The sequence below is a fragment of the Myxococcus sp. XM-1-1-1 genome (assembly GCF_020037095.1).
Classification (GTDB): domain Bacteria; phylum Myxococcota; class Myxococcia; order Myxococcales; family Myxococcaceae; genus Myxococcus; species Myxococcus fulvus.
Map to the genome: position 1 here is coordinate 27,622 of NZ_JAIQDH010000008.1, position 12,456 is coordinate 40,077.

The following is a 12,456-nucleotide window of genomic DNA, read 5'->3' on the forward strand; positions in this document are numbered from 1 at the left end:
TCAGCGCCGCGCCTGCGCGGGCGTGGCCTTGGTGAGCAATTCGTCCAGCACCGTCGGGTCCGCCAGGGTGGTGGAGTCACCCAGGTTCTCCGTCTCGCCGGACGCAATCTTGCGCAACATGCGCCGCAGGATCTTGCCCGAGCGCGTCTTGGGCAGGCCGTTGACCACCACGACGCGGTCCGGCGTGGCGATGGGGCCGATGACGTGACGCACCTGCTCCTTGAGCGCGCCCACCATCTGCTCGCTGGAGGTCTCCTGCCAGTCGGGCTTCACGGTGACGAAGGCGCACACGCCGGTGCCCTTGATGTCGTGGGGGAAGCCCACCACGGCGGCCTCGGCCACGGCCTCGTGCGCCACCAGCGCGCTCTCCACCTCCGCCGTCCCCAGCCGGTGGCCGGACACGTTGAGCACGTCGTCCACGCGGCCCGTAATCCAGTAGTAGCCGTCCTCGTCGCGCCGGCAGCCGTCGCCGGTGAAGTACAGGTTGGGGAAGCGCGAGTAGTACGTCTCCACGAAGCGCTGGTGGTGGCCGTACAGCGTGCGCGCCTGCCCGGGCCACGAGCGCGCCAGGCACAGGTTGCCGCTGACGCCGTTGCCCTCGATGACGCGGCCCTCGTCGTCCAGCAGCACCGGCTCCACGCCGAAGAAGGGCAGGGTGGCGCTCCCCGGCTTGCACGGCGTCGCGCCCGGCAGCGGGGAGATGAGGATGCCGCCTGTCTCCGTCTGCCACCACGTGTCGATGATGGGGCAGCGGCCCTCGCCCACCACGTCGTGGTACCAGCGCCACACCTCCGGGTTGATGGGCTCGCCCACGCTGCCGAGCAGCCGCAGCGACCTGCGCGAGGACCTCTTCACGAAGCCGTCGCCCTCCTTGATGAGCGCGCGCAGCGCGGTGGGCGCGGTGTAGAGGACGGTGGCCTTCACGTCGTCCACCACCTGCCAGAGCCGGCCGGAGTCCGGATAGGACGGCGTGGACTCGAAGAGCACGGTGGTGGTGCCGTTGGTGAGCGGGCCGTACAGGAGGTAGCTGTGGCCCGTCACCCAGCCCAGGTCCGCGGTGCAGAAGTGTACGTCGTCGGGGCGCACGTCGAAGACGTAGTGGTGCGTCGTCGCCGCGTACACCAGGTAGCCGCCCGTGGTGTGCAGCACCCCCTTGGGCTTCCCGGTGGAGCCGGAGGTGTAGAGGATGAAGAGCGGGTCCTCCGCGTCCATCCACTCGGCCGGACACACGCCGCGGTGGCGCGACATCTCCTGGTCCAGCCATGAATCACGGCCCTCCACCATGGACACCTCGCGCGAGGTGCGGCGCACCACCAGCACGGAGGACACCTGGGTGAGCCCCTCCACCGCCTCGTCGGCGATGGCCTTGGTGGGCACGCTCTTGGGACCGCGAGGCCCCTCGTTCGCGGTGACCAGCACCCTCGCGCCCGAGTCCAGGATGCGCTCGCGCAAGGACTCCGACGAGAAGCCCGCGAACACCACCGAGTGCACCGCGCCGATGCGTGCGCACGCCAGCATGGTGTACGCCAGCTCCGGAATCATCGGCAGGTAGATGCAGACGCGGTCGCCCTTCTTCACGCCGTGGGCCTTGAGCACGTTGGCCACGCGTCCCACGTGGTGCTGCAAGTCGCGGAAGGTGATGGTCTCGTACTCGCCCGGCTCGTTCTTCGCCCAGATGATGGCGGCCTTGCCGGGGCGCTCGCGCGCGTGGCGGTCCACGCAGTTGTAGGCCACGTTGAGCTTGCCGCCGCTGAACCAGGAGAAGTCCACCTGCTCCGCGTCCACCTCGCGGATGGCCTCCGGCGGGTGGAACCAGGTGAGCCTTTGGGCCTGCTCGCCCCAGAACGCCTCGGGCTCGCGCAGGCTCTTCTCGTGGAGGGCGCGGTACTCGTCGATGCTCTTCACGTGCGCCTGGCGGGAGAAGTGCTCCTTGGGCGCGACGAACGAATCCTTCTGGGCAGTCATCGGGGGTCCTCGACGGGCAGGGGGTCAGTAGAAGAACTGGAGCTGCGCGGTGCCGGTGACGCCGGTGTCCGCGTTGGACAGGTCGCCCACGCGCGCGATGGCGACCTCGGTCCTCAGGTTGAACGTGTGCTTCTGGAACCAGACGTTGAAGCCGGGCCGGAAGATGAGCGAGTCCTGGTTCGTGACGCGCGAGTTGAAGTACTCGACGGACACCAGGGGCTCCACCTTGGCGATGCGGTAGCCCAGCTCCGCCTGGACGCCCGTGCCGCTCTGCGGGTTGTCCATGCCCTGGCGGTAGTGGAACACGCCCGTCTGGAACACCAGCTCCTGGTCATGGCCCATGGGCCAGTCCAGGAACGTGTCCGCGGAGAAGGCCACCGAGTCGTGCACGCCCGACGCGGTGGCGATGGCGGAGGGCTGGTAGTCCGCGCCCACGCCCACGGACAGGTGCGGCTTGTCGGTGAAGTAGATGCCCTGGAAGAAGAGGTCCTCCTCGCGGGTGAGGAAGTTCCAGCGCACCATCGCCACGCCGCGCGGCAGGTCATCCGGGTTGACGGTGGGCGCGTCCTCGCGCTTGGTGCCCTCGGCGCCGTTCACGATGGCCGCGCGGAAGCCCACCGGCCCCGCGAAGCCGCGCAGCTGCACGCCCATGTCGCGCCATATCTTCCCCACCCCCGCGGTGAAGCGGATGACGCTCGAGTGGTAGTCCACCGAGTTGAGCGCGATGGCGCCCTGGAGGTTGTGGCGCGAGAACGGGGCGATGAGCATGCCCACGTCCACCCAGAGCTTGTCCGCGAACTCGTAGGACACGAACGCGTCCTGGACGAAGAAGTCGACGTTGTAGTTGTTGTCCTTGCCGAAGTTGGGCTGGTCCGTCTCCATGAAGAAGGACAGGCGCTTCGTCACGTTGCCATAGACGAGCAGCCGCACCCGGCGGATGAAGAAGTCCGTGCCCACGCCCCCGCTGGGCGCCCCGTCCTTGATGACCTGTGCCTGCGATTGGAGCAGCAGGTTGATGTTGAGGTTCGCTTCGTCGTTGATGGTTATCTTGCCTGCGATTGCGGAGCCCAGCGGGAGGAGGACCACGGCGAGCGCGACCAGGAGCGGCGACGAGCGCAGGGGGGAGGGGGGCATGCACCCTCCTTGAGCAACACTCCGGCCAACCCCGCCTCCGACAAGATTCGGGACGTTGCAGGTTGGCTCGGCGCGTCAGGGTGTTACGGAAGGTGACGTGTGCGTTACCTCGGTAACGAATCGCGCAATGCGTCGTAACGAATCGTGCGCAAGCGACCTGTCGCGTCGAGGACGGCGCGGCGGTGCGTCATGCGCGGGTGCGAGGGAGGCCGAGCTTCTGGCGCTTCTCCCACAGGGCCTTGCGGCTGATGCCCAGGCGCCTGGCCAGCTCCGTCTCGCCCATGTGCTCCTGGTTCTCGAGCACGAAGCGGCGGAAGTACTCCTCCATGGAGCCGCCGCCCGTCTCCTCGGGCTCCGGCTCGGCGGGCTCGGCGGCGTCGAGCAGCTCGCCACCGGGCAGCTCCAGCGCGAGCAGGTCCGGGGTGATGACGGGGCCCTCGGAGAGGATGACGGCGCGCTCCAGGGCGTTCTCCAATTCGCGCACGTTGCCGGGCCACGGGTGCGTCATCAGGGCCTGGAGGGACTCGGGGGACAGCGTCGCGGGCGGGCGGCCGATTCTGCGGCACGCCTTCTCCAGGAGGTACTTCGCCAGCACGGGCAGGTCCTCGCCGCGCTCGCGCAGGGGCGGCAGGCGGATCTCCACCACGCGCAGCCGGAAGTAGAGGTCCTGGCGAAATGCGCCCTCCTGCACGCGGCGGGGCAAGTCCCGATGTGTGGCGGCGACGATGCGCACGTCCACCTTGCGAGGCCGCGTGGAGCCCACCCGCCGCACCTCTCCGTCCTGGAGCATGCGCAACAGGCGCGCCTGCGCGGGCGCGGGCAGTTCGCCCACCTCGTCCAGGAAGAGGGTGCCGCCGTGCGCGGCCTCCACCAGGCCCGCGTGCGCGGTGAGCGCGCCGGTGAAGGCTCCCTTCTCGTGGCCGAACAGCTCGCTCTCCAGGAGGCCCTCGGGGATGGCCGCGCAGTTGACGGAGATGAGGGGGCCGTCCGCGCGAGGGCTCTGCGCGTGGAGGGCGCGCGCCACCAGCTCCTTGCCCGTGCCGGACTCCCCGAGCACCAGCACGGTGGCGGGGGAGGGGGCCACCTTGCGCAGGCGCTCGAAGACGTCGCGCATCGCCGCGGAGCCGCCCACCATCCCGCTCACCGAGTAGGACTGCTCCACCTCGCGCTTGAGGGCCGCGTTCTGCCGCGTGAGCTTGCCCTCGCGCAGCACGCGCTCCACCTGGAGGAGCAGCTCGTCGTGGTCGAACGGCTTGGCGATGTAGTCCACCGCGCCCAGCTTCATCGCGTCCACCGCGGACTTCACCGTGGCGTAGCTGGTCATGATGAGCACCGGCACCCCGGGACACAGCGCGATGACGTCCGTGCCCGGCGCGCCCGGCAGCCGCAGGTCCGACAGCACCAGGTCGAAGGAGTCGAGCGCGTAGTCGCTCGCGGCCTCCTGCACCGCGCCCGCCTCGGACACGTCGTGCCCGGCGCGCACGAGCAGCCGGCGCAGCTCCGTGCGGATGATGGGCTCGTCCTCGATGACCAGGATGCGGCTCACAGGGTGGCTCCCGTGACGGGACGCGCGGGGGGCGCGTGGCTTCGCGCGTCGGGCAGGCTCACCGTCACGCTAGTCCCTCCCCCGGGCCGGTTGTCCACCTGGATGGTGCCGCCGTGCTCGCGCACGATGCCCGCCACCAACGCGAGCCCCAGGCCCGTGCCCTCGCCCGGCTGCTTCGTCGTGAAGAAGGGCTCGAAGACGCGCTGGGTGAGCTCCGAGGAGATGCCGTGTCCCCGGTCCAGCACGCGCAGGTGCACGCGGCCCTCCTGGGCCTGCGCCTCCAGCTCCACGCGCCCACCCTCGGGCGAGGCATCCACCGCGTTGGTGAGCAGGTTGACGAGCACCTGCTCCAGCCGCTGCGCGTCGCCCAGCACCACCAGCCCCTCGGCGCCGCGGTGCTCGAAGCTCACCCCGCGGGAGCGCGTCGCCGAGCGCGCCATCCGCGCGAGCTGGAGCGCCTCCGCCAGGAGCGGCCCCACCTCCACGCGCGCGAAGGGGCGAGCCTCGCCGCCCACGGTGCCGGCGTGGCTGAAGCCCACCAGCGCGCGGACGATGGCGTCGATGCGTCGGCACTGCTGGAGGATGAGCCCGGTGCGCTCCTTCACCGCCTCCGCGTCGTCCAGCTCGTACTTGAGGTTCTGCGTGAGGCTGGCGATGGCCGTGAGGGGATTGCCAATCTCGTGCGCCACGCCCGCCGCCACGCGGCCCAGTGAGGCGAGCCGGTCCTGGTGCGCGAGCTTCGCGTCCACGGCCTTCTTCTCCGTCAGGTCCTCCACGAGCAGCGCCATGCCCTCGGACGTGCCGCCGCCCTCCTCGTCGGGTGTCAGTCGGGAGCGGTGCAGCCGCAGCGTGCGCTCGGCGCCGGCCACGACGACGCGCGTCTCGGTGTCGGCCTCCGCGCCGGCCGAGAAGGCGGACAACAGCGAGCCCCAGGGCGCGGGGAGGTCCGCCAGCGGGTGGCCTCGCGAGGCGTGCTCGCGCACCCCGGACAGCCGCTCCAGCGCGGCGTTCCAGATGACCACCTCACCGTCGGGCCCCACGGTGCACACCCCCAGGGGCAGGTCCTCGAGGATGCGATTGAGGTAGCGCCGCACCGCCTCCACCGCGCGCACCGGGCCCTGCATGCCGCGCGCGTCGCGCAGGCGCTCCTCCACGAAGCGCAGCTGCTCGGCCAGCGCCGCGCGGGTGCCGGGCTCCAGCCGCAGCGCCTCCGCCACCGTGAGCCTCGCGAGCACCGGACCCAACAGGCCCGAGAGGTTCCGCTCCACGCCGTCGCGCAGGCGGCGCAGCTCGGAGGGGCGCCGCTCGTCCGGGGACATGTCGAGCGACTCCAGCGCGCGGTCCACCTCCGCCGACGCGGCCTCCTCGCCGAGCAGGGGGGCCAGTCGCTCGCGGAACTCACGCGGCGAGCCGGCCTCCACGCCGCCGGACACGAGCCCGGGGCCTTCCCGCGTGCACGCCCGCGCGGCCTCTGTCTCCGCCTGCGATTGTCGGGTGGCCAGGGACACGCCCACGAAGGCGAGTGTGTTGAGCGTCAGCGACGCGAAGGTGGAGAAGCCCCACGGCTCGTCGCTCGGGAAGCCGAGCAGCGCCGAGACGCGGTGGGTCCACGCCACCACGCCTGGCGAGGCCCACAGCGGCACCACCAGCGTCACCATCCACAGCGCCGCGCCCGCGCCCAGGCCCGCGAGCAGCCCCGCGCGCGTGGCCCGCTTCCAGAAGAGCAGCCCCAGCACGCCGGGCGCGAACTGCGCCACCGCGACGAAGGACACGAGGCCCAGGTCCACCAGCCCCATCCCCCGCGTGTCGAGCAGGCGGTAGAAGCCGTAGCCGGCCAGGATGATGAGCGCGATGAGCAGCCGCCGCGCCCAGAGCAGCCAGCCGTACAGGTGCGGCTGTCCGCGCGCGTAGCCCAGGGGCAGCACCAGGTGCGTCAGGCACATGGGCGCCAGGGCCAGCGTGGTGACGATGACCATGGCGCTGGAGGCGGACACGCCGCCCAGGAAGGCCACCAGCGCCAGGCCCGTCGCGCCGCGCGAGGCGGGCACCGCGAGCAGGTGGAAGTCCGCGGGCCAGGGCAGCCCCAGCGCCTCGCCGCTCCACAGCACCACGGGGACCGCGAGGTTCATCACCAGCAGCACCAGCGGGAAGGCCCACGTCGCGGTGGACAGCGCGTCCTTCTCAGGCGCCTCGGTGAAGGCGACGTGGTAGCTGCGCGGGGTGAGGAACGCCGCCGCGCACGAGAGCACCAGCAGGGGCGCCCACGACGCCTCCCGCGCGGGGCGCTGCAATTGCTCCACCGCCTCCGGATGCGCCTCCAGCCATGTCCACAATCCGTCCACGCCGCCGAACACCTGCGACACCGCCCACGCGCCCACGGCGACGAGCGCCACCACCTTCACGGCGGACTCGAAGGCGATGGCCAGCATCAGCCCCTCGTGTCGCTCGCGCGGGGTGAGGTGGCGCGCGCCGAAGAGGACGGAGAAGACGACGAGCACCGCGCAGAAGCCCATGCCGACGAGCGTGGGCGAGGCCGACGGGCTGAGCACCTTCGCGGACTCCACCACCGCGCGCACCTGGAGCGCGAGATAGGGGAGGCTGCCGGCCAGCATGAACAGCGTCACCGCCGTGCCCGTCGTCTGTCCCGGGTAGCGGAAGGCGAGCAGGTCCGCGAGCGAGGTGAGCTGCAGCTCACGCGTCAGTCGCAGGAGCGGGCGCCACAGCACGGGCACGAGCAGGCACGCCAGGGTGACGCCCAGGTAGATGCCCAGGTAGCGGTAGCCGTGCCGGGCCGCGTAGCCCACGCTGCCGAAGTAGGACCAGGACGTGGCGTAGACGCCCAGGGCGAGCGCGTACACCAGCGGGTGCTGGGTGATGCGCGAGGAGATGAGGCCCCGCTCCGCCGCGTAGGCGACGAGGAACAGCACGAGCAGGTAGACGACGGACGCGGCGACGAGCGAGCCCAGCTCAAGCGTCATGGCCACCGCCCCGGTACGCGGCCCAACCGCCCAGGGCGATGACGCCCAGCCAGACGACGAAGGGCAGGTAGCCGGGCGCGTCCTCCGCCAACCACAGACGCCGGAGCGGCGAGCCGAAGAGCAGCACCGCGATGGCGAAGACGAGCAGCGACGGCATCGCGGGCGCGTCCGGCTCCGTGGGGCGCTTCATGGCGGCCGAGGATAGCAGCGCGACGGCGGGTGGGTGACAATGCGGTGACACGCTTTCCTCACGAGGCCCGAGTGCCTGAGGAGGCAGCGCGTGCTCGTCGCGCATCGAGGGGGAAGCACAGGATGGCCGAAGCGAGGGCGGTACCGGTCTGGCAGACGCGACTGAAGGCGGACCCTCAGCGTCGCGCGCTCCATGGCGTCATGCTGCTGGTCTGGTGCGCGGTGGGGCTGGGGGGCCTGAAGCTGGGGCTGGACCTCCTCGTCGAGGTGCTTCGGGTGTCGTTCGACCCCGCGCCGATGGGCCTCCGTTCGGACATGCGCAACGTCCAGGCGGTGGGGCTGGTGCTCGGAGGCCTGGCGCTCATCGCCTTCCTCACGGTGTGGCTGGTGGTGGGCGTCCGCGTGGGGCGCTTCTTCCTGCGCTCGCTCTGGGGCGAGGACCAGGTCTCGATGGACACCCGAGGGGTGACGTGGAGGCGGTGGAACGGCCCTGGCAGCGAGCGGTGCTACCTGCCGTTCACGGAGGTGGCGGCCGTGCCGAAGCCCATCGGCGGCGTCGAGCTGCAACTGCACTCGGGACGCGTGGTCCGGCTGGCTTCACTGGGGCTGTCGTCGGAGCACGATGCGCTGTGGAAGATGCTGTGCACGCTCTCGGAGCTGGGGCCCACGCCGCTGGAGCCCGAGAAGAGCGTGCCCCGGGGGAAGGAGACCCTGACGCTCCCGGATGGCGTCGTGGTGCTGCGCGACGACCGGGGGGATGTGGCACAGAAGGCCTGGGTCCGCGGCGGGGTGGCGCTCCTGCTGATGTCCTCGGCGGCGATGGTGGGCTGGCGTCAGTCCATCGATGGGCTCACGGTGGAGGACACGCTGCTCGCGGTGGTGCTCGTGGCCGCGGCAATCTGGGCGGGGCTGAACGCGCTGCCCGCGCTCCAGGCGCGATGGGAGTGGGAGCTGCGCCCGGGTTCACTGGAGCGTGTCTGGCATGGCCTGGGGACTCCCGAGCGCGTGCGTCATCAGGTGAAGTGGCTCGAGCTGCGACGGACCGAGAACGAACATGAGGGGAGCACGTGGCAGGTGTTCTCGCTGTGGATTCGCACGGGCTCGGGCCAGATGGAGCTGTCCCAGGCCGGCTCGCAGCGCTCGCGCATGGAGCACCTGGGCGATTGGCTGGCGCCGCGCCTCGGCGTGCGGTTCAAGCGAGAGCTCGAGGAGTAGGGACGCCAGAGGATGGCGCTCCCCGGGACGAGGCTGCTAAGCCGGGCGGGACATGGCCGAGGACACCCCCTCTCAGTTCGCCGAGCTCGCGCAGTTCACCCTGGACCGTGCCTCGCTCCGCCGGCTCCCCGAGTCCTTCTGTCGTCGCAACCAGGTCGCGGTGCTGGACAAGGTGGACCCGCAGGCCGACGGCGCGCCGGTGACGGTGGGCATGACGAACCCGGACCAGCCCTCCGTCCTGGAGCTCATCACCGAGTTCCTGCGCCGGCCGCTGCGCGTGGTGCGGCTCAATCCGTATGAAATCGAGTCCGCGCTGGAGGTGGGCTTCGGCGCGGGGCCGCGTGTCACCGCGGACGTGGTGCTGACGCCCGGCACGCGCATGTCGAGTCCGCCCACCACGGTGGAGCTGGTGGAGCACGTGCTGGTGAGCGCCGTGGAGTTGAATGCCTCCGACATCCACGTGGAGAGCTACTTCGACGACGTGGACCTGCGCTATCGCATCGACGGCATCCTCCACCAGTCGTACACGGACATCGACCCGCGCTCGCTGCCGGGTGTCGTCAGCCGGGTGAAGGTGCTGGCGGGCTTGGACATCACGGAGCGCAGGCGTCCCCAGGACGGGCGGCTGCGCGCGCTCGTCGAGCGGCCCGAGGGTCGCAAGGTGGTGGACTTCCGCGTCAGCGTGGTGCCGAGCCCCGCGGGGGAGGACGTCGTCATCCGCATCCTCGACGCGAGCGTGGGGCTGGTGCCGGTGGCGCAGCTGGGCATGTCTCCCGCGATGCAGGCCGTCTTCCTGCAACTGCTGGCGAATCCGGAGGGACTGGTGCTCGTCACCGGGCCCACGGGCAGCGGGAAGACGACGACGTTGTACTCGGCGCTGGCGCAGCTGAACGACGGGCTGAAGAAGATCGTCACCGCCGAGGACCCCATCGAGTACTACGTCCCCAAGGTGAACCAGAAGCAGGTGACGCCGCAGATGCCGTACGCGACGTTGCTGCGCGCGCTCTTGCGCCAGGACCCCAACGTGATGCTGGTGGGCGAGGTGCGTGATCTGGAGACGGGCAGCATGGCGCTGACGGCCGCGGCCACGGGGCACGTGGTGCTGGGCACGCTGCACACGGCGGACGCGGTGGGCGCGGTGGCGCGCCTGCGTGGCCTGGGGCTCGACGACGTGGACGTGGCGGACTCGCTGCTGGCGGTGCTGACGCAGCGACTGGTGCGGCGCATCTGCGCGCAGTGCACCGTGGACATGCGGCCCACGGACGAGCAGTCGAAGCTGCTGGGGCGGCTGTTGAACGGCGTGCGCACGCAGGTGGGGCAGGGCTGCGCCGCGTGCAACCACACGGGCTACAAGGGGCGTCTGGGCATCTTCGAGCTCCTGGTGGTGGACCCGGACCTGCAGGACCTCATCGCCCGGGGGGAGCCCACGGTGCACCTGCGTCGGCACGCGCGGTCCCATGGGCTGCGCACGCTGGTGGAGGACGCGCTGGACAAGGTGGACGCGGGCATCACCACGGTGGCGGAGCTGGTGCGCGTGGTGCCCTATCGCCACATCCTCACCACGCGGGACGAGCGCTACGGCCAGGAGTCCGACGAGGCGGCATGAACGCGCTTCGTCGTCGCGGACGTGACAGCGGGGTGACAGACTTTTCATCGTGGGCACGGGCCTTTGTGACCGGGGCACACGGAGGCTCATCAGGAGGCATCGCGTGACGTGGCTCACCCAGGAAGGCGAGGTCTGGCGGGCGAGGTTCGGGCCCTCCGCGCACTCACGGGTGATGATGGGGCTCGGCTGGGTGTTCTGGACGGTGGGGTGGTTGGCGGGGGTGGTGGTGCCCGGCGCGGCGCTCGGGAAGCTGGTGCTCGCGCTGCTGAGGTCCGTCCCGCTGGCGGTCGATGCGCCGCAAGGCTTCACGTCGAGCTGGGGCGCGGTGCTGGCGGTGCTGTTCCTCGCGCTGTGGTTGTGCGTCTGGGTTCCGGTGGGCCTCGTGGCGCAGGTGGGGCTGCTGTGGGCGATGTTCGTGCGGGAGGAGGTGACGGTGGACCCGCGAGGGGTGACGCGCCGCTCGATGGTCGGTCCGTGGGGGCGGTCCACGCGGATCGACTTCTCCGGGCTCGTGGATGTGTATCTCCGACGTGAAGGCCAGGCGGTGATGGGGCTCCGGCACACGGGCGAAGAGGTGGCTTTGTCCCAGGGGGGAACGGCGGAGCAGCATCAAGCGCTGTGGGCGCGGATGCGGGAGGTGTCGGGGGTGGGGGGGCCCGTCTCGGAGCTGAAGCACGTCGCGCCGATGGGGCGGGAGGTGGTGGCCGTGGAGGGAGGTGTCTGGGTCCTGCCGGCTCGGACGACCCGGCTCCGCTGGGCCTGGGTGCAGGGGGTGTTGGGGATGGTGTTGCTGCTGTCGATGCTGCTCCTGGCCTGGCGGCAGCTCTTCGACGGGACGAGCGTCGTGGCCTTGTTGCTGATGGGGGTGCTGGGAGGGCTGGCGGCGTGGATGCTGCGGTTCGCGTTGTGGACGCTGCGAGGCGTCAATGCCTGGGAGGTGCGTCCGGGGGCGCTGGTCCGCAGGTCGCGAGGGCTGGGACGCATTCACGCGGTGCGCTATCCGGTGGAGCGGCTCGAGGTGACGCGGCGCCGTCAGGATTCGGAGGACGGAGGGGACATCGTGTTCTCGCTGTGGCTGCGGTCGGCCGAGGGCTCGTTCGAGTTGATGCGGGACACGGTGGACCGGAGGCCGGTGGAGCACCTGGGGCACTGGCTCGCGCATCGGCTGGATGTGCCGCTGGGGCTCAAGGCGTTGGGGGAGGGGTGGGAGGATTCGGTGACGAGAAGACTCGACGCGTGACGGGGGGGCCCGCAGAATCGCGCGCGTGAGAGCGCTGGGGGAGTCGCGATGATGACGGTTCAGGAGTTGCGTGCGTTGAGCTCGCGGCTGACCGAGGCCTTCTTCTGCAAGCAGGTGGGGCCGTTCGTGTTGGTGCAGAAGCCGCCCAGTCCGGTGATGGCGCAGCTGGCGCTGAAGATGGGCGCGGCGCGCACGACGATGGCGCGGGACATCCCCAGCCTGGAGCGACAGCAGGTGGCGCTGTGGCTGCACTTCGACGCGCTCACGGTGGCGACGCTGCCGCCGGTGGGCGGACAGGACGTGCTCACGGTGGGGCGGCAGCCGGACTGCGACCTGGTGGTCAACGAGCCCTCGGTGTCCAAGCGTCACGCGAAGCTGTGCTGGTGGGGGCCGTCCGCGGGTTGCACGGTGGTGGACCTCAAGTCGAGCAACGGCACGTTCGTGAACGCCCAGGAGGTGGAGTCCGGGGGGGAGATGCACCTGCGGGACGGAGACCTGCTGGGGTTCGGCGACGCGACGTTCGCGTACCTGCTGGCGCCGTCCTTCTACGCGAAGATGAAGCGCGTCGGGACGTGAGGCGGAG

9 protein-coding genes are annotated in these 12,456 nt (G+C 71.0%); 4 read left to right on the plus strand and 5 right to left on the minus strand.

The genetic code is table 11. The features are described from left to right. The 5 genes from acs to K8640_RS17450 form a co-directional block, all read right to left on the minus strand. Nucleotides 1-1,965 carry an acetate--CoA ligase gene (gene acs, locus K8640_RS17430; RefSeq protein ID WP_223748052.1) on the minus strand — a complete coding sequence of 655 codons (1,965 nt, stop codon included), beginning with the start codon at nt 1,963-1,965 and terminating at the stop codon, nt 1-3. 24 nt (nt 1,966-1,989) lie between these two features. After that, the gene (locus K8640_RS17435) at nt 1,990-3,099 is read right to left on the minus strand and encodes a porin (RefSeq protein WP_223748053.1); all 1,110 of its coding nucleotides are present in this window, start codon (nt 3,097-3,099) and stop codon (nt 1,990-1,992) included. A 187-nt stretch (nt 3,100-3,286) separates the two neighbouring features. Then, entirely contained in the window at nt 3,287-4,645 is a 1,359-nt protein-coding gene (locus tag K8640_RS17440) for a sigma-54 dependent transcriptional regulator (RefSeq protein ID WP_223748054.1), read from the minus strand. Beyond that, on the minus strand, nt 4,642-7,623 hold the full coding sequence (locus tag K8640_RS17445; RefSeq protein ID WP_223748055.1) for an ATP-binding protein: 2,982 nt from the start codon (nt 7,621-7,623) through the stop codon (nt 4,642-4,644). The genes K8640_RS17440 and K8640_RS17445 overlap by 4 nt, the downstream gene beginning before the upstream one ends. Next, a complete protein-coding gene (locus K8640_RS17450) occupies nt 7,613-7,813 on the minus strand; it encodes a hypothetical protein (protein ID WP_046715727.1) in 201 nt (66 codons plus the stop codon). The genes K8640_RS17445 and K8640_RS17450 overlap by 11 nt, the downstream gene beginning before the upstream one ends. A gap of 122 nt (nt 7,814-7,935) precedes the next feature. Between K8640_RS17450 and K8640_RS17455 the strand changes: the two genes are divergently transcribed. From K8640_RS17455 to K8640_RS17470, 4 genes are all read left to right on the plus strand, one after another. Further along, nucleotides 7,936-9,027, plus strand: coding sequence for a hypothetical protein (locus tag K8640_RS17455; protein WP_223748056.1), 1,092 nt, complete (start codon nt 7,936-7,938; stop codon nt 9,025-9,027). A 52-nt stretch (nt 9,028-9,079) separates the two neighbouring features. Further along, nucleotides 9,080-10,633, plus strand: coding sequence for a GspE/PulE family protein (locus tag K8640_RS17460; RefSeq protein ID WP_223748057.1), 1,554 nt, complete (start codon nt 9,080-9,082; stop codon nt 10,631-10,633). 103 nt (nt 10,634-10,736) lie between these two features. After that, nucleotides 10,737-11,873, plus strand: coding sequence for a hypothetical protein (locus K8640_RS17465; protein ID WP_223748058.1), 1,137 nt, complete (start codon nt 10,737-10,739; stop codon nt 11,871-11,873). Between the two features lie 48 nt (nt 11,874-11,921). Then, on the plus strand, nt 11,922-12,449 hold the full coding sequence (locus K8640_RS17470; RefSeq protein WP_141332062.1) for an FHA domain-containing protein: 528 nt from the start codon (nt 11,922-11,924) through the stop codon (nt 12,447-12,449). Nucleotides 12,450-12,456: the final 7 nt, after the last annotated feature.

Bases quoted from the DNA above. Each gene is read 5' to 3' on its own strand.
- K8640_RS17460 (WP_223748057.1), top strand. From the start codon at position 9,080: ATGGCCGAGGACACCCCCTCTCAGTTCGCCGAGCTCGCGCAGTTCACC.
- acs (WP_223748052.1), bottom strand. From the start codon at position 1,965: ATGACTGCCCAGAAGGATTCGTTCGTCGCGCCCAAGGAGCACTTCTCC.
- K8640_RS17450 (WP_046715727.1), bottom strand. From the start codon at position 7,813: ATGAAGCGCCCCACGGAGCCGGACGCGCCCGCGATGCCGTCGCTGCTC.
- K8640_RS17470 (WP_141332062.1), top strand. From the start codon at position 11,922: ATGATGACGGTTCAGGAGTTGCGTGCGTTGAGCTCGCGGCTGACCGAG.
- K8640_RS17435 (WP_223748053.1), bottom strand. From the start codon at position 3,099: ATGCCCCCCTCCCCCCTGCGCTCGTCGCCGCTCCTGGTCGCGCTCGCC.
- K8640_RS17445 (WP_223748055.1), bottom strand. From the start codon at position 7,623: ATGACGCTTGAGCTGGGCTCGCTCGTCGCCGCGTCCGTCGTCTACCTG.
- K8640_RS17455 (WP_223748056.1), top strand. From the start codon at position 7,936: ATGGCCGAAGCGAGGGCGGTACCGGTCTGGCAGACGCGACTGAAGGCG.